Raw genomic sequence first — 22,016 nt, forward strand, 5'->3', positions numbered from 1 at the left:
TCTCCTGCCTCAGGCCTGGCCGGCGGCCGGCGCTGCGGCATTGTGGGAAGCATGCGGGCGGGGCGACTGCAGCGACGGCAGCACCTCGTCCGGACCCTTGCGGATCGCCTTGAGCATCAGCTTGATCTCGACCACGATCAGTGCGGTGTAGATCGCGGTGAAGCCGGCCAGGGTCAGCACGATCTGGTGCAGGGCCAGGCCCGATGCCGCGTAGAACGTCGGCAGCACGCCATCAACCGCCCAGGGCTGACGGCCGTACTCGGCCACGAACCAGCCGCATTCGATCGCGATCCACGGTGCCGGCAGCGTCCACAGGGCCAGCGTGAGGAACCAGCGCTTGTCCTGGAAGTTGTTGCGGCACGAGTAGTAGAAGGCCAATGCGAAGAAGGCGATCAGGTAGAAGCCCAGGCCTGCCATCACGCGGAAGGTCCAGAACAGCGGCATCACGCGCGGCACGGTATCCATTGCCGCCTGCGAGATCTGCTCGGGGGTGGCGTTGAGGATGTCCTCGCGGTAGCGCTTGAGCAGCAGCCCATGGCCCAGATCCTGCCAGTGGCGGTCGAACATCTCACGGGCTTCGACGTCGTTCTTGTTGGCGCGCAGGCGCTCCAGCGCACCGTAGGCGAGCTGGCCGCCGCGTACGCGGTGCTCGGCGCGCTCCACCAGTTCCAGGATGCCCGGGATCGGCTGGTCCAGCGAACGGGTGGCGATCAGGCCCATCAGGTATGGGATCTTCACCGCATAGTCGTTCTGGTGCGTCTGCTGGTTGGGAATGCCGAAGGCGGTGAAGTCCGCCGGGGCACGCTCGGTCTCCCACATCGCCTCGATCGCGGCCAGCTTCATCTTCTGGTGCTCGCTGGCGGCGTAGCCACTCTCATCGCCCAGCACCACCACCGACAGCGATGACAGCAGGCCGAACGCAGCGGCCACCGCGAACGAACGGCGGGCCAGGTCCTTGTGCTTGTTGCGCAGCAGGAACAGGGCACTGATCGACATCACGAACACCGCGCCGGTCACGTAGCCGGCGCTGACGGTATGCACGAACTTGGCCTGCGCCACCGGGTTGAACACCACGGCCATGAAATCGACCACTTCCATGCGCATGGTTTCCGGGTTGAACACCGCGCCGGTGGGGTTCTGCATCCAGCCGTTGGCGATCAGGATCCACACCGCCGACAGGTTGGTGCCCAGCGCCATCAGCCAGGTGACCGTCAGGTGCTTGACCTTGCTCAGGCGGTTCCAGCCGAAGAAGAACAGGCCGACGAAGGTGGCTTCCAGGAAGAAGGCCATCAGCCCTTCGATCGCCAGCGGCGCACCGAAGATGTCACCCACATAATGGCTGTAGTACGACCAGTTCATGCCGAACTGGAATTCCATGACGATGCCGGTGGCCACGCCCATGGCGAAGTTGATGCCGAACAGCACGCCCCAGAACAGGGTCATCCGGCGCCAGATCTCCTTGCCGGTCATCACGTAGACACTCTCCATGATGGCGACCATGAACGACAGGCCCAGGGTGAGTGGTACGAATAGGAAGTGGTACATCGCGGTCAGCGCGAATTGCAGCCGCGACAGTTCTACGACTGTCTGATCAATCATGGCCTGGCTACCTCGTTGGATAGTGCCGTTGCAGGTGGCGGGAAGGGTGGTCTACGACGTGAATGATGTGACCGACTACTTCAGACAGCCTTGATCCAGATCAATGTATGAACAGGTACGCGAAGAGATCGTATGCGGGCCCTGTGAAAACTGCGACCCCTGGCCGCAGGGGGAGGCTGTTGCCTGTGCCTACAATGCCATCCATCCTCCACTCCCTGTGAAGACCCTTTGAGCGCTGCCGAACCGACCGTCCTTTCGCCGGAAGCAGAGACGAACCGGCAGCGGCGTGCCCGCAGCGCGTGGCTGGCCGACCTTGCGCGGGGGGCACGGGGCCGCCAGCGCCTGGCGGCCGTATGCATCAGCCTGTCCGGCGCGCTGCTGATCGGCCAGGCCGCCGCCATCGCCTGGCTGGTGCAGCAGGTGCTGGTGGAGCAGGCGCCGCTGTCCTCGGGCCTGCCGGTGCTGGCCGCACTGGCGCTGATCCTGTTGCTGCGCACGGCATTGGGCAGCGCGACCCAGGCTGCCGCCGGCGATGTTGCCGACACTGCCCGCCTGGCCCTGCGCGAGCGCGTGTTCGCGCGCCTGCTCGGCCACGGGCCGCTGTGGCTGCGGCAGCGCCGCACCGGCGAGCTGGGCGAGCTGCTGCTGCATCACGGTGATGCGATCGAGAATTATTACAGCGGTTTCCTGCCGGTGCGCACTGAAGTGGTGGTGGTGCCCGTGCTGATCCTGGCCGCGGTGGCCTGGGTGGATTGGGTGGTGGCGCTGATCCTGCTGTTCACGGCGCCGCTGGTGCCGTTCTTCATGATGCTGGTGGGGTGGGGCGCCGAAGCGGCAGGTCGCGCGCAGCTGGGTGAGCTGGCGCGCATGAGCGGCCATTTCGCCGACCGTATCAAGGGCCTGGGCCTGCTGCGCGTGTACGGACGGGGCGAGGCCGAGCTGGCGGGCATAGAAGCCGCTGCCGAGGGCGTGCGGCTGCGCACGATGAAAGTGCTGCGGATCGCGTTCCTGTCGTCCACGGTGCTGGAGTTCTTCGCTTCCGTCAGCGTGGCGATGGTTGCGCTGTACCTGGGCTTGAGCTATCTGGGCATGATGTCGCTGCATGCGGCCGTGCCGACGTTGGGCGCAGGCCTGTTCTGCCTGCTGCTGGCGCCGGAATTCTACGCGCCGCTGCGACGACTGGCCGCGCATTATCACGATCGTGCCAACGCGCTGGCCGCGGCAGCCGAAGTGGAGCGCCTGCTGCAGTCGTTGCCGGATGAGCAGGGATTGATCGAGAACGAGGTCGTGCCGCTGGCAGTGGAGCCGGCCGAGGCCGCACTGCCGCCGCTGCAGGCGCAGGGCCTGGTGCTGCGCCCGCTGGGCGCGTCACAGGATGTGCTGCAGGGCGTGGATGTGCTGCTGGAGCCAGGCCAGCGGCTGGCACTGGTGGGTGCCAGCGGCAGCGGCAAGAGCACGCTGCTGGAGGCACTGGCCGGCTGGCTGCCGCCGCGCGAGGGCAGGCTGATGCTGCGCCCCGGCGTGCAGGTGGCCTATGCCAGCCAGCGCCCCTATCTGTTCCACGGCAGCATCGCCGACAACCTGCGGCTGGCCGATCCTGGCGCCAGTGATGCACGATTGCGCGCGGTGGCCGAGGCAGCGCAGGTGCTCACGTTCGCGCAGGGGTTGCCGCAGGGGCTGGACACGATCATCGGTGAACGCGGCTTCGGCCTGTCCGGGGGCGAGGCACGACGCATCGGCCTGGCCCGCCTGCTGCTGCGCGATCCGCAGGTGCTGTTGCTGGATGAGCCGACCGCCTTCCTCGATGCAGATACCGAAGCAGCGCTGCTGCGCAGTCTTGCCGCCTACGCGCGTGGCCGCAGCGTGGTGGTTGCCACCCACAGCCCGGCCGTGATCGCCTGGGCTGATCGCTGCCTGCTGCTGCCGGAAGGACGTCTGGTCGAGCCGGCGCAGGCGGTGCACGCATGAGCCGCTCGCCCGATACGCTGCGTGCGGTGTTCCTGCAGCAGCGGCCGCGTCTGCTGCTGACCATGCTGCTGCTGTGGACCACGATGCTGGCAGGTACCGCCCTGCTTGGCCTGTCCGGTGGCTTCCTCACCGCAGCGGCGCTGGCCGGTGCCGCCGGTCTCGGCCAGGGCTTCAACTTCTTTTCACCTTCGGCCGGCATCCGTGGCCTGACCATGGCACGCATCGTTTCCCGTTATTTCGAGAAGCTGGTTGGCCACGATGCCACGTTGCGCATCGCCCGTGACCTGCGGGTATGGTTCTTCCGGCGCGCCCTGCCACTGGCGCCCGCGCGGCTGGGTGCCACCCGCACCGGCGAGCTGCTCGCGCGCCTGCTCGGTGATATCGGTGAAGTGGACGGCCTGCTGGTCCGCGCGCTGGGCCCGCTGGTCGCGCTGGGTGCCCTGTCGATGGTGGCCGTGCTGTCGGCGGCGATGATCCTGCCGTCCGCAGCGGTGCTGCTGGCGGTGCTGGCCGCGCTGATTGCCTTCGGTGTGCCGTGGCTGGGCGTGCGTGGCCGCGATGGCGAGGAAGCGGATCGCGCCGCGCATCGAGCCGCACTGCGCACTGCCGCGTTTGAAGGACTGGAAGGCGCTGGCGATCTGGCGGCGCTGCATGCCGATGCGGCGTGGCAGCTGAAGGTGCGGGTGGCCGCCAAGCAGTTGGCCGCGCGTGATCGCCGTCGCCGCTGGCGCCTGATCGCCGCGTCGACACTGCACGGCAGCGTGGCCGGACTTGGCCTGGTGGCCATGCTGGCACTGGCCCTGCATGCGGCCGAGCAGCAGCGCATCGCCGCTGAAATGGCAGCCGGACTGGTGTTCCTGACGGTGGCGCTGATCGAGCTGTGGGCGGGGATGGGCCTGGCATGGCAGTCGTTGCAGTCCGGTCGCATCTCGGCCGATCGCCTGCAGTCCATCGTCGAGCAGCCGCCGGCCGTGGACGAACCGCTGGCACCGCAGCCGGTTCCGGTGCACGCACGCGTGCACTGGGATGACGTCCACTTCCAGTGGCCGGGGGCGGTACGCCCGGTGCTGCGCGGGCTGCAGCTGACGTTGGCGCCCGGCGAGCGCATCGCGATCCGTGGCGATAGTGGCTGCGGCAAGACCACGTTGTCCAGCCTGCTGCTGCGCCTGTGGGATCCGCAGCAGGGCCGGCTGACCTATGGCGGGCGGGACCTGCGTGATTTCGCCCAGGCCGATTGGCATCGGCAGCTGGCCTGGCTGCCGCAGAACGCCCCGGTGTTCGCCGGCAGCGTGGCGGAGAACCTGCGCCTGGGGGATCCTGATGCCGACGATGCTGCACTGTGGGCGGTGTTGCACAGGGTGCGGCTGGGCGAGTGGGCCGAGCGCAATGGTGGCCTGCTGGCCTGGGTTGGCGAGAACGGTGCGACGATGTCCGCGGGTCAGGCGCGACGCCTGGCGCTGGCCCGCGCGCTGTTGCGCAACGCGCCGATCCTGTTGCTGGACGAACCGACCGAAGGCCTGGACGTGGACACGGCCCATGCCCTGCTGCAGGATCTGGCTGGCCTGCTGGACGGTCGCAGCCTGTTGATGATCACCCATGACGACCTGCCCGATGGCGTGGTCGACGCGCAGTACCGGTTGCGCGATGGCGCGCTGATCCGCGAGGCGTGAGCGGCGCGCCTCATCAGGAAAATTCGCGCAGCATCACGGCGATCGAGGCCACATTGGCCAGCACGCACAACCCGAATACCCACTGGAATGCGGCTTTGCGATGCTTGTGGCGGAACGTCGCCTGGCCCAGCAATGCGCCAGGCCAGCCGCCGGCGAAGGCCAGCAGTTGGAGTGTCCGTTCCGGAATGCGCCGGTGGTTGCGTTGTGCGGCGCGCTTGTCATGGCCATACAGGCCAAACGACACGGCACTGGCCAGCAGGCACCAGCCGCCCAGCCACAGGGGCAGAACGCCGCTGATCGTCAGTGCGATCAGCGCGCCGAAGGCGGCCAGCGCGAGATGACGCCGCCATCCCACTAGAGCGTGTCGAGGAAGCTGCGAACAGCCGGGCCGAACCGATCGAAATCGACCAGGAAGGCATCATGGCCCTGCGGCGAGTCCAGTCCGATGAAGCGTGCATCGGCGCCGCCGGCGCGCAGGCCGTCGGCCACCTGCTGCTGCTGCTGCACCGGGAACAGGATGTCGGTGTTGGCACCGATGGCCAGCGCCTTGTCCACACGGATCCTGGCCAGTCCAGCCATGACATCGCCATCGGCATATTCGGCCAGGTCGAACCAGTCCATCGAGCGGCTCAGGTACAGATAGCAGTTCGGATCGAAGAAGCGCACGAAGCGGCGCGCGTGGCCTTCGAGATAACTTTCGACCTGGAACTCCAGGCCGAACGGATCGTCGTCGGCCTGGTCCGAATCCAGGCGCACGCGACCGAAGCGGCCGTCCCATTCCAGCGCCGAGCGGTAGGTGATCACCCCCAGCTTGCGCGCCATGCGCATGCCGGATTCAGGGTACTGGGTGTCGTCGTAGCGGCCACTGTTCCAGCGTGGATCGAGACGGATCGCTTCCCGCTGCAGCGATCGGATGGCGATGGAGAACGGCAGCGCCTGCGCACTGCCGGAAATGTTGATGTGGCTGCGCGCGATTCCCGGATGCAGCATCAGCACCGCCAGCGCGGTCATGCCGCCCATCGAGTTGCCGATCACGCAGGCCAGCCGTTCGATACCCAGCGCACGCACCACCTCGACGGCGGCGCGTGCGCCGTCTTCGATCGACAGTTCGGGAAAGTCGAGTCGGTACGGTTCGCCGGTCGCCGGATTGATCGATGCCGGTCCTGTCGAGCCCTTGCAGCTGCCCAGCGAGTTCACGCAGACCACGAACCAGCGGTCGGTATCGATCGGCTTGCCCGGCCCGAGCATCGCCTCCCACCAGCCCGGTGCGGGATTGCCTGCGTTGCCGGCGGCATGTGCGTCCGGCGACAGGCCGGTGACGATCAGGATCGCGTTGCCCCCATCGGCAGCCAGCGTGCCCCAGGTCTCGTAGGCCACGCGCGCACCGTGCAGGGCGCCGCCGCGCTTGAACGGGAAGGGCGAAGGCAGGGCATGGAAGCGGGTGCCGGGCGGAATGAATTCGGTCATGCGGGCATTCTAGCGGGGCCACATGTGGAGCTGGCGACACGCTGGTTTCCATCAGCGGGCGAATGTCGCACGCCAACCCTCTGTCGGGCATGGCCCGGCGCTACCGATGGCAAGCGCACAGGTAGCGCCGGGCCGTGCCCGGCGAGCGCAGCGGTGCGGTGTTACGGAAACCGCAGTTCCACCACATCCTCATGCGGCAGGGTCACCTTTACCGGCAGGCTCTGCAGGTCACCGTCGCCGCGATTGGCACTGCCACTGCGCGAGATCCGCGCCAGTACTTCCACCTCGCGATGCGCTGACAGGGGAGCGGTGGGCATTGGACTGTCGCCGTCGCCAAGTCCGACCGTGCCGGGAAAACCGGCCAGGGGCAGCTTGCGCACCGCGACCGGCATCGGCGGGCCGCCGACCGCACGTGCCAGCACGAAGATCTGCGCGCCCGCCGGCCATTGCGCATGCTGCACGGAGGTGGGCAGCTGCACACGCACCTGCAGCAGTGCAGGCGAGGTCGCCGGGGCCGGATCATGCGCCTGTGCGGCCGCTTCGCGGGCAATGGCGATCTGTGCCTGCAGCGCCTGCGCGGCACCCGGTTCCAGGTGCGGCAGCAGGCCACTCCAGACATCGGCGGCTTCGCTGTTGCGGCCGCGCTGGCGCAGGGCGATGCCGAGCAGCCAGCTGGCCCGTTCGGCTTCGGGCGCCAGCGTGCGCGCCCGCTGCAGCCACAATACGGCGGTGTCGTCGAACTGCTTTCCGGCATCGGCCTGGGCGCGCGCCTGTGCCGCTTCCACCAGCACGCCCGGGTCGTCCGGTGCCAGTGCCACCGCGCGTGCGAAGGCTTCGGCAGCCGCGGCGGCGTTGCCCAGTTCGCTTTGCGAGCGGCCGAGCAGGGCCCAGCCATCGGCACGTTGTGGATCGCGCTGCAGCGCGCCCTGCAGGGCCTGCACGCCCTCGCGCAGGGTCGCCACCGATGGCGCCGGCTGCACCCGTGCCGCCTGCGGGTTCCCCACCAGCTGGTACAGGCAGGCGCCGGCGATGCCCACGGCAGCCACGGCGACGAGGAAGCCGGTGCGGCCTTGCCGCCGCAGCGGCCACAACACCAGCAGCGCAGTGAGCGCAGCGCTGGCGGCAGCCGCGAAAAGCAGCCAATCGTTCACCAGTCCTCTCCCACGTCGGCCGATGTCGGCGGTGCGGCGGCCACGGTACGGGCACGACGGCGGACGATGCCCACCACCACCAGCGCGCCGGCGCCCAGTACCAGCAGCGGACCACCCCACAGCAACCAGGTGCCCGGCTGCAGTGGGGGCTGGTAAAGCACGAAGTCGCCATAGCGGGCGACGAGGAAGCGCTTGATCTGCGTATCGTCATGGCCCTGCTGCATCAGCTGCAGTACCTCCCGGCGCAGGTCCTGGGCGATCTGGGCGTTGGAATCGGCCAGCGACTGGTTCTGGCACTGCACGCAGCGCAGCTGCGCGGCGAGGTCGTGGAAACGACGCTCCTCCGCTGCATCACGGAACTGCAGCGGCTTTGGGTCATGCAGTGGTTGCTGCGCCAGGCCGGGCAACGACCCGGCCAGCAGCAGTACCAGCAGCCCGCGCAGGCCGCTACGGAGCAACGCGCTGCGAACCGGCCGCATCGTTCTGAGCCTTCTCGATCTTCTCCAGCGCCGGGATCAGCTTCTCGTCGACCACCTTCTGCGTCATCGCTCCGCTGTACTTCCAGCGCACGATGCCGCTGCCGTCGACGAGGAAGGTCTCCGGCGCGGCCGTTACGCCCCAGTCGATCGCGGTACGGCCTTCGATGTCGCTGAGCACGACCATGAACGGATTGCCCAGCTGTTCCAGCCAGTGCAGGGCATCGGTGGGGTCGTCTTTCCAGTTGTAGCCGATCACGCGCACGCGCTTGCTCTCGGCGAAACGGGTGAGTACCGGGTGTTCCTCGCGGCAGGCCGCGCACCAGCTGCCCCAGACGTTCAGCAGATAGGGCGCACCGCGCAGTTCTTCGCTGCGCACGATCATCTGCGGATCGTGCAGCACCGGCAGCGCGAAGGCGGGGGCGGGCTTGTCGATGAGGGCCGAAGGCAGCACGTCGCGCTGCGGGTCGCCCGACTTCATCACGCCGTAGATCATCAACCCGAGCAGGCCGAAGAAGAACAGCACGCCGATAACGATGGCGACCGGCGGCAGCGGGCGGGAGGGGCGCGGGGCGGGGGACTCGGACATGGAAACTCCTACGGACGACGGAAGCGGCGGTCAGCGGCGGTGATGAATCCACCCAGGGCCATCAGCAGCGCGCCCAGCCAGATCCAGCGCACGAACGGTTTGATGTGGACGCGGACCGCCCATGCATTGTTGCCCAGCGGCTCACCCAATGCCACGTAGACATCACCGCCGATGCGCGCATCGATGCCGGCCTCGGTCATCACCTGGCCACCGCTGGCGTACTGCCGCTTCTCCGGATGCAGCAGGGCCAGTTCGCGGCCGTCGCGGAACACCCGCAGATGACCGCGGTCGGCAATGAAGTTGGGGCCCTCGCGGTGATCCACGCCTTCGAAGCGCACTTCGTGACCGCCGACCCCGATCTGCTGGCCCGGTGCCAGCGCCACTTCGCGCTGCACGTTCAGCGCTTCCACCAGCAACGCGCCCGCCAGAAACACGGCGACGCCGGCATGGGCAACGATCATGCCGAGCATTTCGGCAGTAAAGCGGCCATTGCCACGCAACCGCTGCCAGACGAAGCGGGCGGTGCCCAGCGCGACCCAGGCCGCCGCGGCGACGCCGATGCCGGCTTTCCATCCGTTCTGCGGCGCCTGCCACCAGGCCAGCGCACCGAGCAGTACCGCCAGGCCGAACCAGGGGGCGAGCAGGGCCATCGCGCGCGAAGGCTGGTCGCGCTGCCATTTCACCAGCGGGCCGAAGGGCAGCAGCAGCACCAACGGCGCCATCAACAGCAGGAACAGGCTGCCGAAGTAGGGTGGGCCGACCGAAATCTTGCCCAGCGCCAGCGCATCGGCCAGCAGCGGGTACAGCGTGCCGAGCAGGACCATCGCGCAGGCGGTGGCCAGCAGCAGGTTGTTGGCCAGCAGCAGCGTTTCGCGCGAGGTTGCGGTGAAGCCGCGGCGGGCATCATCGGCGTCGATGCTCAGCTGGCCCGCGCGCAGCGCGTACAGCAGCAGGCTTCCACCCACCAGCAGTGACAGGAACACGAGGATGAACAGGCCCCGCGAAGGATCGGCGGCGAACGAGTGCACGCTGGTCAGCACGCCGGAGCGCACCAGGAACGTGCCCAGCAGCGACAGCGCGAATGCGGCGATCGCCAGCAGCAGGGTCCAGCTGCCGAAGGTGCCGCGCTTCTCGGTGACCGCTTGGGAGTGGATCAGTGCGGCGCCGACCAGCCATGGCATGAAGCTGGCGTTCTCGACCGGATCCCAGAACCACCAGCCGCCCCAGCCCAGTTCGTAGTAGGCCCACCAGCTGCCCAGGGCGATGCCCAGGGTCAGGAACGCCCAGGCGACATTGGTCCATGGCCGCGTCCAGCGCAGCCAGCGTGCGTCCACGCGTCCCTCCAGCAGCGCGGCCACGGCGAAGGCGAACGGCACCGCGAAACCCACGTAGCCCAGGTACAGCATCGGCGGGTGGATGATCAGCCCCGGATCCTGCAGCAGCGGATTGAGGTCACGGCCCTCCAGCGGGGCCGGGTTCAAGCGCAGGAACGGGTTGGAGGTGAAGATCAGGAAGGCGAGGAAGCCCACGCTGACGATGCCCATCACCGCCAGCACGCGCGCCTGCACGTGCCGGGGCAGGTGCCGTGAGAACAGCGCGACCGCTCCAGTCCACAGCGCCAGCACCAGCGCCCACATCAGCAGCGAGCCTTCGTGCGCGCCCCACACCGCCGAGTAGCGGTAGATGAGTGGCAGCAGTGAGTTGGAGTTCTCGGCCACGTAGCGCACCGAGAAGTCCTGCTGCACGAAGGTGGCGGTCAGCACCGCGAATGCACCGGCCACCAGCAGCAGCTGCGCGTAAGCGGCCGGCCGTGCCACCGCCATCCACGCCGCGTTGCCGCGATGGGCGCCGGCCAGCGGCAGGCCGGCCAGCAGCAGCGACGCCAGCAGTGCGCACAGCAGCAGGATCTGACCCAGTTCGGGCAGCACTCAGCGGACCTCGGGTGCCGTCACCGGCACGTCGTGCTTGAGATGGGCCTGGCCCATCTTGTCGGCCACTTCCTTCGGCACGTACTGCTCGTCGTGCTTGGCCAGCACTTCGTCGGCGACGAACACGGCGTTCTGCAGCGCGCCCTCCTGCAGGCGGCCGCTGGCGACCACGGCCGTGCCTTCGGCGAACATGTCCGGCAGGATGCGCGAGGTCGTCACCGCCAGCTGGGCATCGCCATCGGTGACCAGGAAGTGGGCTTCCAGCGAGCCGGGCGGGCGATTGAAGGAACCCTTCACCACCATGCCGCCGAGGCGGAACCGAGATTGCGGCTCGACGTCGCCACGCAGCACTTCGGAGGGCGTGTACAGGTAAGCAATGTTGCGCTCCAGTGCCATCGCCACCAGCGCGGTGGCCAGGCCGGAAGCGAGCAGGGCCAGCAGGACCCAGGCCAGGCGGCGGCGTTGGACCGGTGTCATCGTTCCAGCTCCGTGGACAGCGACGGTGGGACATCCTGGGCGCTGGCACGTGCCTGCTGCCGCTGCTGCCGGGCCTGTGCCATGCGCCGGGCGGCGCGCAGGCGCAGCCAGGAACCGAGCGCGTCGGCGCAGAGCACCAGCACGAACACAGCGTACGCACCGATCACGTAGGGCAGGTGGCTCATTGCGGGTTCTCCGCAGCAGCCTGCGCGGCGTCGATGCGGCCACCGACCCAGGCCTTGCCGGCCTCGCGGTCGAGATTGTCGGCGCGCGCCTTGGCCAGCACCGAACCGGCGAACCAGAACTTGGTACCGATCACCATCCACCACAGCGGGGCGATCATGGCACTGTCGATGGCCGATTCACCGAACACGTTGATCGACTGGCGCTGGTGCAACCCACCCCACCAGTCCACGGAATAGCGGATCACCGGCAGCAGGCTGACGCCGACGATGGCCAGCAGGCCGGCCGCACGGGCGGCACTGCGGCGATCCTCGATGGCGTGGTACAGGCCGATCACGCCCAGATACAGGAACAGCAGCACCAGTTCGCTGGTCATGCGCGGGTCCCAGTCCCACCAGGTCCCCCACGTGCCCTTGCCCCAGATGCTGCCGGTGAGCAGGGTGATCAGCGTGAACCCCGCGCCCATCGGCGCGCACGCCATGGCCAGGATCTCGCAGACCTTGATCCGCCAGATCAGGGCAATGGCGGCGTACAGCGCCATCAGCGCGAATACGAACAGGCTCATCCAGGCGCTGGGCACATGGATGTAGAGGATGCGGAAACTGTCCAGCTGCCGGGCTTCCGGCGGCACCACCAGCAATGCCTGCCAGATTCCGACAAGCAGGACCGGCACGGCCGCGAGGTAGAACACCCGCGACCAGCGGGCGGCGAAACGATCGAACGTGGGCGGAGAACCGAGTTGGTGGAACCAGCGGACAATCGGATTCATGCGTGACGGCTATCCAGCAGGGGTGGATTGGCTCTCAGCTCGATCAACTCAGAGAAATACGAATCGCAGCGGCAGTCGCCAGCGGTGCCAGCACCAGTGCCACCAGCAGGCCGGCACCCAGCATCAGCAGCGCGCCGACCGGATCCTGTCCACGGCTGGCTGCAGCCAGGCTGCCTGCACCGAAGACCAGCACCGGTACGTACAACGGCAACGACAGCAACGCCACGAGAATACCAGAGCGCCGGATGCCCACGGTCAGTGCAGCGACCACACCACCGATCAGGCTCAGCAACGGTGTTCCCAGCAGCAACGATGCCAGCAACATCGGCAGCTGGTCATGCGGCAGATGCAGCATTTCCGCCAGCAGCGGGCTCAGTACGATCAGTGGCAGGGCCGTGGTGGCCCAGTGCAGCAGCACCCGCACCAGCACCAGCCACGCCAGTGGCACCGGTGCCAGCAGCCATTGCTCCAGCGAGCCATCCTCCGCGTCGGAGCGGAACAGCGAATCCAGCGCAAGCTGCCCGGCCAGCAGCACCGCCAGCCACAGCACCGCACCAGCGGTCGCCGCCAGCGGTTGTGGATCGCGTCCCTGTGCCAGTGCGAACAGCACCACCACCAGCAGGGCGAACAGCAGCGGCTGCAACGCATCGCCGCGGCGGCGCCAGAGCAGGCGCAGGTCACGCCTGACCAGGGCGCGCGCGGTCTGCCACAGGCCAGGTTCGGTACCCGGGGCGATCATGCGGCACCGCCGAGGTCGAGCTGGCGGGTACGCACCGGTGGTGCGGCGTAGGCCCCATGGGTGGTGACCAGGGCGGCGCCACCGGCACGCAGGTGTGCCGAAATCATCCGGTTGACCAGGGTGATGCCCTCCAGGTCGAGGTTGGCGTAGGGCTCGTCGAGCAGCCACAGCGGGGCGGGCGAGAGCCAGATGCGGGCCAGCGCCAGCCGCCGCTTCTGTCCGGCCGACAGGTGCCGCACCAGGGTGTCCTCATACCCGGCCAGGCCGACGATGGCCAGCGCATTGCCCGGCATCTGCCGCGCCCGGCGCCCGTGCAGGCCGCACAGGAAGTGCAGGTTCTCCAGTGTGTCCAGGTCCGGCTTCAGCGCGGGAAGATGGCTGAGATAGGCGACGTAGCGCGCCCGTTCGGCGTTGCTGGCGGGCCTGCCGTCGATCCGCACCTGGCCGGCGCCGGGTCGCGCAAGGCCGGCGAGCACGCGCAGCAGGGTGGTCTTGCCGGCACCGTTGCCGCCCTGCACGAGCAGCGCCTCGCCAGCATCCACGTGGAAGTCCAGCGGGCCGAACACGGGCGCGTCATTGCGCGAAAAGCTCAGGCCGCTGGCGGCCAGCAATGCAGGGGTGTCCAAGGGGCAGGGATCTTCATGCCGGAGTGCGGCGGCAATTGTAGCGATGAAATCCGCCCGGTAGCGCCGGGCCACGCCCGGCGAGCGTCAAGCGCGGTATCCCGCTGAAAGGGCATGTGCAAACAGCCGCCCGGCATGACCCGTCACGACCGGCCCGCGCCGCAGGCCGGGTCCGGATTTCGTACACTTCCAGCCCTTGTTCCCATTAGCCCAGGCCGATGCAACCCACCACCAAGCTGCCCAAGGTCGGTACCACCATCTTCACCGTCATGTCCCAGCTCGCTGCCGAGCACGGTGCAGTCAATCTGGGCCAGGGGTTTCCGGATTTTTCCGCGCCGCAGCGCCTGATCGACGAAACCGCCAGGGCGATGGCGGCCGGCCTGAACCAGTATCCGCCGATGACCGGTGTGGCGCCGCTGCGCCAGGCCATCGCGCAGAAGTCACTGGACCTGTATGGCGCCCAGGTCGACCCGGACACCGAAATCACCGTCACCAGCGGCGCGACCGAGGCGATCTTCAACGCCATCCACGCCGTGGTGCGTGCCGGCGAGGAGGTGATCGTGCTGGACCCCGCATATGACTGCTACGAGCCGGCCATCGAGCTGGCCGGCGCAACCGCCGTGCACGTGCCGCTGGACCCGCAGACGTTCGCCGTGGACTGGGACCGCGTGCGTGCGGCCATCACGCCGCGCACCCGCATGCTGATGGTCAACACCCCGCACAACCCCTCCGGTGCGATGCTGGACGAGGCCGACATGCAGGCGCTGGCCGACGTGCTGCGTGGCACGCAGATCTACCTGATTTCCGATGAGGTGTACGAGCACATCATCTACGATGGCCGCCGCCACGAATCGGCGCTGCGCTACCCGGAACTGCGCGAGCGGACCTTCGTCATCTCCAGCTTCGGCAAGACCTACCACTGCACCGGCTGGAAGATCGGTTATGCGGTGGCGCCGCCGCTGCTGACCGCGGAATTCCGCAAGGTGCACCAGTACAACACCTTCACCAGCTTCGGCCCGGCCCAGTATGGCTTTGCCGCGATGATCCGCGACGAACCGGAGCACCACCTGGAACTGGGCGCGTTCTACCAGGCCAAGCGTGACCGCTTCCGCGAGCAGCTGGCCGGTACGCGGCTGAAGCCGCTGCCGGTGCCGGGCGGCTACTTCCAACTGGTCGATTACTCGGCCATCAGCGATCTGCCCGACCACGAATTCGTGAAGTGTCTGACCATCGAGAAGGGCGTCACCGCCATCCCGCTGTCGCCGTTCTACGAAACCGCACCGACCGGCCAGCGCCTGGTACGGCTGTGCTTCGCCAAGAACGAGGCGACCCTGGACGCGGCGATCGAACGCCTGCGCCTGCTGTGAGCGGAGTGACGACCATGCAGGATCTGCGCATTTCCCTCGTCCAGGGCGACACCCGCTGGCACGACCCGGCCGGCAACCGCACCTACTATGGCGCGCTGCTGGCGCCGCTCGCCGGCACCACAGATCTGGTGATCCTGCCCGAGACCTTCACCAGTGGCTTCTCCAACGAGGCCATTGCCCAGGCTGAAGGCATGGATGGCCCGACCGTGGCCTGGGTGCGCGAACAGGCCAGGGCCTTGAACGCGGCAGTGGTCGGCAGCGTGCAGCTGCGCGACGGCGCGGGCGTGTACAACCGGCTGCTGTTCGCGACCCCCGACGGTGGACTGCAGTACTACGACAAGCGCCACCTGTTCCGCTATGGCGGCGAGCACGAGCGCTATGCCGCCGGCCGCGACCGCCTCTGCGTGGAATGGAAGGGCTGGCGCATCAATCCGCAGGTCTGCTACGACCTGCGGTTCCCGGTGTTCTGCCGCAACCGCTACAACGTGGAACGGCCGGAACAGCTGGATTTCGATCTGCAGATCTTCGTTGCCAACTGGCCCTCGGCGCGTGCCTACGCGTGGAAGACACTGCTGCGCGCACGCGCCATCGAGAACCTGTGCTTCGTCGCTGCGGTCAACCGTGTCGGCGTGGACGGCAACCAGCTGCACTATGCCGGCGACAGCGCCGTGCTGGATTTTCTCGGCCAGCCGCAGGTGGAGATCCGCGAGCGCGAGCAGGTGGTGACCACCACCATTTCGGCCGACGCGCTGGCGCTGCACCGTGCGCGCTTCCCGGCGATGCTCGATGCCGATGCTTTCCATCTGGACGTGCAGGCCTGAACGAAGGGCTGAACGCTGCCCGCATCACCGCGCGCGCCTGCATTCACCCTGCACGCGCGCGCTGCTAGATTCGCCGGCAGTCCGAACGCTGTGGAAGCCCTGCCGATGAACAAGTCCCTTGCCCTGCTGCTGGCGCTGGCCGCCACCTCCCTGGCTCCGGCCGCGCATGCCGGTGGCAACCTCGACTGCCACCTGCGCTACAACCTGTCCGGCTGGTCGCTGATCTACAAGACGGCCTCGGGCACCGGCACCGTCAGCTGCAGCAACGGTGCCAGTCTGCCGGTGCGCATCCAGATGAAGGGCGGTGGCCTGACCGTGGGCAAATCGAAGATCACCGACGGGCGCGGCAGCTTCACCGGCGCCGTCAGCGTGGATGAACTGCTCGGTACCTACGCGTCGGTCGGGGCTCATGCCGGTGCGGTGAAATCCAGCAATGCGCAGGTGATGACCAAGGGCGACATCTCGCTGGCGCTGTCCGGTACCGGCAAGGGCTGGGACCTGGGTGTGGACGGCACAGCCTTCACCATCAGCCGACGTTGACCGGTTCCCGTCGCAGCGGCACCCGATAACGAAAAACCCCGGCCAATGCCGGGGTTTTTCATGTCAGGCGTGCCGCCGATCAGCCGCCGCGCGGGCCGCCGCGACGGGGGCCACCCGGGCCACGATTGCCGCCGGGGCCGCCCGCACCGCGGTTGCCCCCCGGACCGCCGGGGCCGCGATTGCCACCGGGGCCACCCGGGCCACGGTTGCCGCCGCCGGGACCGCGGCTGCCCGGACGGGCACCCTGCGCCGGCTTCGGGCTGCCATACGGATTGAAGCCCGGGTTGGCGTGGTCGGACGGGAAGCTCGGGGCGTTGCCCGGATGCCCGTACGGATGCTTGTTGCCCTGCGCGCCCTGGCTGCGGTTGCCCGCGCCGGGACGGCCCTGGCCACCGGCGCCACCGCGACCCTGGCCGCCTGCGGCGCCCGGACCCTTCGGCTTGCCATAAGGACGGCCCTGGCCGCCGCCCGGACCACGCGCGCCCGGACCGGCGTTGCGGTGGCCGCTCGGGCCGGTGCTGACGCCATCGGGCACGTACCAGGTGCGGAACGCAGCCGGATTGCCTTCCGGCAGCGAACGGTCATTCTTCGGCTTGCGCTGCTTGAACGGCTTCTGCGACTGCTTGGCCGCGGCCTCGCCGCTGACCGTGAGGCCGCCCTTGAAGCCGCCCCCCTTGCCGTTGCGTCCACGGCCACGGTCTTCGCGCAGGGTGTCGAAACGGCGCAGTTCGCGCCCTTCGTCGGCCGTGCTGTGGCCATTGACATAGGCGTTGCCACGGCCACCTTCACGCACGCGCACGGTGGTCTTGGCGGCGCGGCGCTGGCCGATCACCGGCTGCAGGGTGAGGGCCGACGGAGCGCCTTCTTCCAGCTTCAGTTCAGCACGCAGTGCTTCGACCTGGGCGCTCGGCAGCTCGACCGACTGGCCACGGGCCAGTTCGCGCGGCAGGCTGACCCGGCCGTAGCGGGTGCGCTTGAGGCGACTGACCTGGCAGCCCTGCGATTCCCACAGGCGGCGCACTTCGCGGTTGCGGCCTTCCTTGACCACGACGCGGAACCAGTCGTGCGAATCGGTACCGCCGATGCGTTCGATCTCGTCGAACTTGGCCGGGCCGTCTTCCAGCGCGACGCCACGGGCAAGGCGGTCGACGATGGCATCGGCCACCTTTTCCTGGCCTTCCGGTGCACGCACGCGGACCACGTACTCGCGCTCGACCTCGAAGGACGGGTGCATCATCGCGTTGGCCAGTTCACCGTCGGTGGTCGCCAGCAGCAGGCCGGTGGTGTTGATGTCGAGGCGACCGATCGCGATCCAGCGCGCGCCCTTCAGCGGCGGCAGCGATTCGAACACGGTCGGACGGCCTTCGGGGTCTTCGCGGGTGGTCACTTCGCCTTCCGGCTTGTTGTAGACCAGCACGCGCGAGGGTTCGGACAGCGCCGTGGCGACGAAGCCGCGGCCGTCCAGTTCGATCTTGTCGCCGCTCTTGACCGACATGCCGGTCTGCGCAACTTCACCGTTGACCTTGACCAGGCCTTCGGCGATGCGCTGTTCCAGCGCGCGGCGCGAGCCAAGGCCAGCCTGGGCCAGGACCTTGTGCAGGCGTTCTTCCAACTTGAACTGTTCGGAGGTGGCTTCGCGCTTGAGCGAGAGCTTGTTCAACGACAGCTTGCGAGGGGTGTCACTCATCAGTTTTGCTCCGGCCGACGGTTTCGAGGTCGGCCTCTGGTTCGGAATCGGCTTGGTCAACAGCCACGGTCGTCGTCGCGACGGCGTTGTCTTCGCGTTCGTTCACTGGCACCGCGCGCTCGCCCGGCGCGGAATCGGGGTGCCCATCATCGAGGGGCGAAGGTGCTTGCTCATCGGTGGCCGCCGCAGGGACTGCGTCGGCGGAATGCGGGGTGTTGCCACCGGCCAGGCCGGCATCATCATTGGCGGCCCCGTCCGGCTCGGCCGAAACGTCTGGGCCGTCGGCGCTGGCGGCAGCCGGTGCATCGCGGTCCAGGGCCAGCTGTGGTTCCAGCTCGCCCAGGTCCTTCAACTCCGACAGCGGCGGCAGCTCATCCAGGCGCTTGAGGCCGAAGTAATCCAGGAAGCCCTTGGTGGTGCCGAACAGTGCCGGCTTGCCGGGCACGTCGCGGTGGCCGACGACGCGGATCCATTCGCGTTCTTCCAGTGCCTGGATGATGTTGCTGCTGACAGCGACGCCGCGCACCTGCTCGATCTCGCCGCGGGTGATCGGTTGCCGGTAGGCGATCAGCGCCAGCGTTTCCAGGGTGGCACGGGTGTAGCGGGTCTTGCGTTCGGTCCACAGCCGGCTGATCCAGCCATGCACCTCGCCGGTGACCTGGTAGCGGAAGCCCGAGGCGACCTCGACCAGTTCCACGCCGCGGCCTTCGCAGCCTTCGCGCAGGTGCTCCAGCGCACGTTCGATGCTGCCCGGCGGTGCTGGTTCCTCTTCCGGGAACAGGTCCTTCAGCTGGGCCAGGGTCAGCGGCTGGCTGGAGGCCAGCAGGGCACCTTCGACAATGCGGTTGATCAGCGGTTGATCCATCGGCAGGCAGCGCTCACTCGTTCTCGTTGGCGGCGTCGTTGTCGTCGAACTCGCTGCTGAACTGCAGCGGGGCATTGGTGTTGCCGGCCGCCAGCGACTTCACGTAGATCGCCGCCAGCGGTTCCTCCTGGACGATGTCCAGCAGTTGCTCCTTGGCCAGTTCCAGCACGGCCAGGAAGGTGACCAGCACGCCCAGCTTGCCTTCTTCAGCAGTGAACAGGCTTTCAAAACGGTAGAACCTGCCGTCTTCCATGCGGCCGAGCACTTCGCCCATGCGCTGCCTCACGCTCAGCGCCTCGCGCTTGATCGCGTGGCCGCTGAACAGCTCGGCGCGCTTGAGCACATCGTGCAGCGCCAGCAGCATCTCCTTCAGGTCCACCGGCGGCGGCAGTTTCACCGTGGCGCGTTCGGGCATGAAGGCATGGGCCACCGTGGTGTCCCGGTCCTGGCGGGGCAGGGCATCGATGTCCTCCGCCGCCTGCTTGAAACGTTCGTACTCCTGCAGCCGGCGCACCAGTTCGGCGCGCGGATCGGCTTCATCGCCTTCGTCGCTGACCGGGCGCGGCAGCAGCATGCGCGACTTCACCTCGGCCAGGATCGCTGCCATCACCAGATACTCGGCCGCCAGTTCGAAGCGCAGCTCGCGCATCACGGTGATGTACTCCACGTACTGCCGGGTGATCTCGGCCACGGGGATGTCCAGCACGTCCAGGTTCTGCCGGCGGATCAGGTACAGCAGCAGGTCCAGCGGACCTTCGAAGGCATCCAGGATGACTTCCAGTGCGTCCGGCGGGATGTACAGGTCCTGCGGGATCTGCAGGACCGGTTGCCCATGCACGACGGCCAGCGGCATTTCCTGCTGCTGGGGGGCGGGCGGCCGGGTTGGCGGGTTCGCGTCGAGCGCGAGTTCGGAAGTCATCTAATGGACATCAGGATTGCAACGGACCAGTCGCGGCACCCGGCGCCGCGCGTGCACCGCGGGCCCCAAGGCACCAGGCGCGCCTGTCTCGGCGCGATTCCACACATATCAAACAGCAGGACGCGCCGCAGGAGACGGCAGCGACGGGACTACGGGGAGGTCGTCTACGTGGCCTGCCCGGAAGCGGCAGGTCGGTCGTCGGGGGCTGCGTTGGCCGCAAAAACCGACGGGTTGCTGCATCCAGCCACGTGCAATGGACTCTAGGGTAAGCCTTTGCCGCGCCAGTGTCCAGCCGCGGCCAGGGCGAGGGGGCTTTGGCTAGAATCGGCGGACCCGACAACGCGAGCGAGGAAATGCCGGTGTGGTATGTGATTGAAGGCTATGACGGCCAGGACGTGCTGACGCAACGGCTGCAGGCCCGGCCGGAACACCTGGCGCGGCTGCACGCGCTGCGTGATGAGGGGAGACTGCTGCTGGCCGGGCCCTGTCCGGCGATCGACAGCGAAGATCCAGGCCCGGCGGGGTTCAGTGGTTCGGTGGTGATCGCCCGCTTCGGGTCGCTGCCGGAGGCGCAGGCCTGGGCCGATGCGGACCCCTATGTGGCCGCAGGTGTCTATGAAAGGGTGCAGGTGCGGCCCTTCCGCCAGGTGCTGCCGTGAACGCGGACCGGATCGAGCGAATCCGTGATGCGCTGCAGCAGGCGCTGGCCCCGAGCGTGCTCGAGATCGAGGACGACAGTCATCGTCATGCCGGCCACGCTGGCGCGCGCGATGGCCGTGGCCATTTCAACGTGCATGTGGTCAGCGAGCGCTTTGCCGGCCTCGGCCCGCTGGCCCGCCACCGCGCGGTATACGCCGCATTGGGGTCGATGATGGAGACCGACATCCACGCGCTGTCCATCCGCGCGCTGGCACCGTCAGAACAGGGCTGAGCCCTTGTCCCGCACTGTCATTGCCGGTCCGTGCGTGGACCGTCAGGGACAGATTTCCATGTCCATTTCAGGACATTCGTCTAACGGACAGTTTACAAGCCCAGATGGAAACGCTTACATTCCGCGCCAATGCTGGTAGGTCCAAGCCGTGGAGGGCGGCTTCGTGAACAAGGCAGCCATTACAATCAAGGATGTCGCACGCGAAGCCCGGGTCTCCGTGGCCACGGTTTCCCGCGCGCTCAACGGGCATGAAAATGTCGCCGAACCGGTCCGCCAGCTTGTGCTGGAGGTGGCCGCACGGCTGCGTTACACCCCGCACGCCGCCGCCCGCAGCCTGAGCAGCCGCCGCACCAACACGGTGGGCGTGGTGCTGCCGGACCTGTACGGCGAGTTCTTCTCCGAGCTGATGCGCGGCATCGACGGCGTTGCCCGCAGTCGCCGCCAGCATCTGCTGGTGTCCAGCTACCACGGCGACCAGGAGCAGCAGGGTGCTGCCCTGCGCGCCATGCGCGGGCGTGTCGATGGCCTGCTGGTGCTCTCGCCCTATGCGGAGAGCCCCGGCTTCCTGACCGACAACCTGCCGCAGTCGCTGCCCACCGTACTGATCAACACCTATCTGCCTGGGCAGGATCATCCGGTGTTGAGCATCGACGACCACGCGGGCGCAATGGCGATGACCCGTCATCTGCTCGATGCCGGTCACCGGCGCATCGCCTTCATTTCTGGCCCGGACCTCAACTTCGACGCGCGCGAGCGCCTGCGCGGCTTCCGTGACGCGCTGGCGGCTGCCGGCGGCAGCGCCGAAGGCATCGAGCTGCCCGGTGATTTCGACGAAGCTTCCGGCCATCGCGCCGGTCAGGAGTTGTTGGCAGCCGGCACGCTGCCCGATGCCGTGTTCGCCGCCAACGACATGATGGCACTTGGCTGCCTGTACGCCTTCGCGCAGGCAGGCGTCCATGTCCCGTCCGATGTCGCCCTGGCGGGTTTTGATGACATTCCGCTGGCACGTTTCGTTCACCCGTCGCTGACCACCATGCAGGTCAGCATCGCCGAGCTCGGCGATCGGGCGATGACGCGCCTGATGCAGTTGATGGACGGCACCTCCACGGAAGGGGCCGGGGACAAGCAGACCCTGGTACCCCGTCTCGTTGTTCGCGATTCCACCACTCCGCCATCCGGCCGTTGAAGCCGGAGGCGTTCCTTCTTTTTTGATTGATCGCAGGGGACCGCACACGCGGTCGCCGCCA

At 68.0% G+C, this 22,016-nt stretch carries 23 protein-coding genes; 8 read left to right on the plus strand and 15 right to left on the minus strand.

What is annotated here, in order from left to right:
- Positions 1-9: 9 nt before the first annotated feature.
- Entirely contained in the window at positions 10-1,599 is a 1,590-nt protein-coding gene (locus AC5P76_RS12515) for a cytochrome ubiquinol oxidase subunit I (RefSeq protein WP_053520344.1), read from the minus strand.
- Between the two features lie 228 nt (positions 1,600-1,827).
- Here AC5P76_RS12515 and cydD point away from each other — a divergent pair, with 228 nt between their 5' ends.
- Both cydD and cydC read left to right on the plus strand, forming a co-directional pair.
- Positions 1,828-3,567 carry a thiol reductant ABC exporter subunit CydD gene (gene cydD / locus AC5P76_RS12520; RefSeq protein WP_253119493.1) on the plus strand — a complete coding sequence of 580 codons (1,740 nt, stop codon included), beginning with the start codon at positions 1,828-1,830 and terminating at the stop codon, positions 3,565-3,567.
- Entirely contained in the window at positions 3,564-5,237 is a 1,674-nt protein-coding gene (gene cydC / locus AC5P76_RS12525) for a thiol reductant ABC exporter subunit CydC (protein ID WP_253119496.1), read from the plus strand. Before cydD ends, cydC begins: the two co-directional genes overlap by 4 nt.
- Before the next feature lie 13 nt (positions 5,238-5,250).
- Here the strand turns inward: cydC and AC5P76_RS12530 are convergent, their stop codons facing one another.
- The 11 genes from AC5P76_RS12530 to ccmA all read right to left on the minus strand — a co-directional run bounded on the left by AC5P76_RS12530 (position 5,251) and on the right by ccmA (position 13,714).
- Positions 5,251-5,592 (minus strand): DUF1294 domain-containing protein, encoded by a 342-nt coding sequence (locus AC5P76_RS12530; protein WP_053520347.1) that lies wholly within the window; start codon positions 5,590-5,592, stop codon positions 5,251-5,253.
- Positions 5,592-6,704, minus strand: coding sequence for a homoserine O-acetyltransferase MetX (metX, locus tag AC5P76_RS12535; protein WP_111186426.1), 1,113 nt, complete (start codon positions 6,702-6,704; stop codon positions 5,592-5,594). The genes AC5P76_RS12530 and metX overlap by 1 nt, the downstream gene beginning before the upstream one ends.
- 161 nt (positions 6,705-6,865) lie before the next feature.
- Complete coding sequence (locus AC5P76_RS12540; protein ID WP_429000971.1) at positions 6,866-7,858, minus strand: tetratricopeptide repeat protein; 993 nt, start codon at positions 7,856-7,858, stop codon at positions 6,866-6,868.
- Positions 7,852-8,298 (minus strand): cytochrome c-type biogenesis protein, encoded by a 447-nt coding sequence (locus AC5P76_RS12545; RefSeq protein ID WP_053516933.1) that lies wholly within the window; start codon positions 8,296-8,298, stop codon positions 7,852-7,854. The genes AC5P76_RS12540 and AC5P76_RS12545 overlap by 7 nt, the downstream gene beginning before the upstream one ends.
- A 4-nt stretch (positions 8,299-8,302) precedes the next feature.
- A complete protein-coding gene (locus AC5P76_RS12550; RefSeq protein WP_053516864.1) occupies positions 8,303-8,920 on the minus strand; it encodes a DsbE family thiol:disulfide interchange protein in 618 nt (205 codons plus the stop codon).
- Between the two features lie 8 nt (positions 8,921-8,928).
- Positions 8,929-10,848 carry a heme lyase CcmF/NrfE family subunit gene (locus AC5P76_RS12555; RefSeq protein ID WP_253119521.1) on the minus strand — a complete coding sequence of 640 codons (1,920 nt, stop codon included), beginning with the start codon at positions 10,846-10,848 and terminating at the stop codon, positions 8,929-8,931.
- Complete coding sequence (gene ccmE, locus AC5P76_RS12560) at positions 10,849-11,325, minus strand: cytochrome c maturation protein CcmE (protein WP_111186423.1); 477 nt, start codon at positions 11,323-11,325, stop codon at positions 10,849-10,851.
- Positions 11,322-11,510, minus strand: a complete 189-nt coding sequence (gene ccmD / locus AC5P76_RS12565; RefSeq protein WP_053516869.1) for a heme exporter protein CcmD — start codon at positions 11,508-11,510, stop codon at positions 11,322-11,324. Before ccmD ends, ccmE begins: the two co-directional genes overlap by 4 nt.
- A complete protein-coding gene (ccmC, locus tag AC5P76_RS12570; protein ID WP_065181944.1) occupies positions 11,507-12,277 on the minus strand; it encodes a heme ABC transporter permease CcmC in 771 nt (256 codons plus the stop codon). Before ccmC ends, ccmD begins: the two co-directional genes overlap by 4 nt.
- A 43-nt stretch (positions 12,278-12,320) precedes the next feature.
- The gene (ccmB, locus tag AC5P76_RS12575) at positions 12,321-13,016 is read right to left on the minus strand and encodes a heme exporter protein CcmB (RefSeq protein WP_053516872.1); all 696 of its coding nucleotides are present in this window, start codon (positions 13,014-13,016) and stop codon (positions 12,321-12,323) included.
- The gene (gene ccmA, locus AC5P76_RS12580; RefSeq protein ID WP_428992327.1) at positions 13,013-13,714 is read right to left on the minus strand and encodes a heme ABC exporter ATP-binding protein CcmA; all 702 of its coding nucleotides are present in this window, start codon (positions 13,712-13,714) and stop codon (positions 13,013-13,015) included. Before ccmA ends, ccmB begins: the two co-directional genes overlap by 4 nt.
- 143 nt (positions 13,715-13,857) lie before the next feature.
- On the opposite strand from ccmA, the gene AC5P76_RS12585 reads away from it, so the two are divergent.
- The 3 genes from AC5P76_RS12585 (at position 13,858) to AC5P76_RS12595 (ending at position 16,367) form a co-directional block, all read left to right on the plus strand.
- Complete coding sequence (locus AC5P76_RS12585) at positions 13,858-15,006, plus strand: pyridoxal phosphate-dependent aminotransferase (protein ID WP_495222761.1); 1,149 nt, start codon at positions 13,858-13,860, stop codon at positions 15,004-15,006.
- A gap of 14 nt (positions 15,007-15,020) precedes the next feature.
- The gene (locus AC5P76_RS12590) at positions 15,021-15,827 is read left to right on the plus strand and encodes an amidohydrolase (RefSeq protein WP_111186421.1); all 807 of its coding nucleotides are present in this window, start codon (positions 15,021-15,023) and stop codon (positions 15,825-15,827) included.
- A gap of 105 nt (positions 15,828-15,932) precedes the next feature.
- On the plus strand, positions 15,933-16,367 hold the full coding sequence (locus tag AC5P76_RS12595; RefSeq protein ID WP_053516878.1) for a hypothetical protein: 435 nt from the start codon (positions 15,933-15,935) through the stop codon (positions 16,365-16,367).
- A 79-nt stretch (positions 16,368-16,446) separates the two neighbouring features.
- Here the strand turns inward: AC5P76_RS12595 and AC5P76_RS12600 are convergent, their stop codons facing one another.
- Genes AC5P76_RS12600 through AC5P76_RS12610 form a run of 3 tightly spaced genes read right to left on the minus strand, consistent with a single transcriptional unit; the run spans position 16,447 to position 19,838 of the window.
- Positions 16,447-18,054 (minus strand): pseudouridine synthase, encoded by a 1,608-nt coding sequence (locus AC5P76_RS12600; RefSeq protein ID WP_053516879.1) that lies wholly within the window; start codon positions 18,052-18,054, stop codon positions 16,447-16,449.
- Complete coding sequence (gene scpB / locus AC5P76_RS12605; protein WP_180875560.1) at positions 18,047-18,919, minus strand: SMC-Scp complex subunit ScpB; 873 nt, start codon at positions 18,917-18,919, stop codon at positions 18,047-18,049. Before scpB ends, AC5P76_RS12600 begins: the two co-directional genes overlap by 8 nt.
- Before the next feature lie 13 nt (positions 18,920-18,932).
- Positions 18,933-19,838 carry a segregation and condensation protein A gene (locus AC5P76_RS12610; protein ID WP_053516881.1) on the minus strand — a complete coding sequence of 302 codons (906 nt, stop codon included), beginning with the start codon at positions 19,836-19,838 and terminating at the stop codon, positions 18,933-18,935.
- Positions 19,839-20,197: 359 nt separating this feature from the next.
- On the opposite strand from AC5P76_RS12610, the gene AC5P76_RS12615 reads away from it, so the two are divergent.
- From AC5P76_RS12615 to AC5P76_RS12625, 3 genes are all read left to right on the plus strand, one after another.
- Positions 20,198-20,497, plus strand: a complete 300-nt coding sequence (locus tag AC5P76_RS12615) for a YciI family protein (protein ID WP_053516934.1) — start codon at positions 20,198-20,200, stop codon at positions 20,495-20,497.
- Positions 20,494-20,769: a BolA family protein gene (locus tag AC5P76_RS12620; RefSeq protein ID WP_053516883.1), complete on the plus strand. Its 276-nt coding sequence runs from the start codon at positions 20,494-20,496 to the stop codon at positions 20,767-20,769. The genes AC5P76_RS12615 and AC5P76_RS12620 overlap by 4 nt, the downstream gene beginning before the upstream one ends.
- A 148-nt stretch (positions 20,770-20,917) precedes the next feature.
- A complete protein-coding gene (locus tag AC5P76_RS12625; RefSeq protein WP_053516884.1) occupies positions 20,918-21,955 on the plus strand; it encodes a LacI family DNA-binding transcriptional regulator in 1,038 nt (345 codons plus the stop codon).
- Positions 21,956-22,016 lie beyond the last annotated feature (61 nt).

The organism is Stenotrophomonas sp. YJH_SMC_36 (assembly GCF_059369935.1).

Coding starts and splice junctions, on each gene's coding strand:
- ccmC (WP_065181944.1), bottom strand. CDS start 12,277: ATGAATCCGATTGTCCGCTGGTTCCACCAACTCGGTTCTCCGCCCACG.
- AC5P76_RS12515 (WP_053520344.1), bottom strand. CDS start 1,599: ATGATTGATCAGACAGTCGTAGAACTGTCGCGGCTGCAATTCGCGCTG.
- AC5P76_RS12600 (WP_053516879.1), bottom strand. CDS start 18,054: ATGAGTGACACCCCTCGCAAGCTGTCGTTGAACAAGCTCTCGCTCAAG.
- cydC (WP_253119496.1), top strand. CDS start 3,564: ATGAGCCGCTCGCCCGATACGCTGCGTGCGGTGTTCCTGCAGCAGCGG.
- metX (WP_111186426.1), bottom strand. CDS start 6,704: ATGACCGAATTCATTCCGCCCGGCACCCGCTTCCATGCCCTGCCTTCG.
- AC5P76_RS12585 (WP_495222761.1), top strand. CDS start 13,858: ATGCAACCCACCACCAAGCTGCCCAAGGTCGGTACCACCATCTTCACC.
- AC5P76_RS12610 (WP_053516881.1), bottom strand. CDS start 19,838: ATGACTTCCGAACTCGCGCTCGACGCGAACCCGCCAACCCGGCCGCCC.
- ccmD (WP_053516869.1), bottom strand. CDS start 11,510: ATGAGCCACCTGCCCTACGTGATCGGTGCGTACGCTGTGTTCGTGCTG.
- AC5P76_RS12550 (WP_053516864.1), bottom strand. CDS start 8,920: ATGTCCGAGTCCCCCGCCCCGCGCCCCTCCCGCCCGCTGCCGCCGGTC.
- ccmE (WP_111186423.1), bottom strand. CDS start 11,325: ATGACACCGGTCCAACGCCGCCGCCTGGCCTGGGTCCTGCTGGCCCTG.
- ccmB (WP_053516872.1), bottom strand. CDS start 13,016: ATGATCGCCCCGGGTACCGAACCTGGCCTGTGGCAGACCGCGCGCGCC.
- AC5P76_RS12595 (WP_053516878.1), top strand. CDS start 15,933: ATGAACAAGTCCCTTGCCCTGCTGCTGGCGCTGGCCGCCACCTCCCTG.
- scpB (WP_180875560.1), bottom strand. CDS start 18,919: ATGGATCAACCGCTGATCAACCGCATTGTCGAAGGTGCCCTGCTGGCC.
- AC5P76_RS12590 (WP_111186421.1), top strand. CDS start 15,021: ATGCAGGATCTGCGCATTTCCCTCGTCCAGGGCGACACCCGCTGGCAC.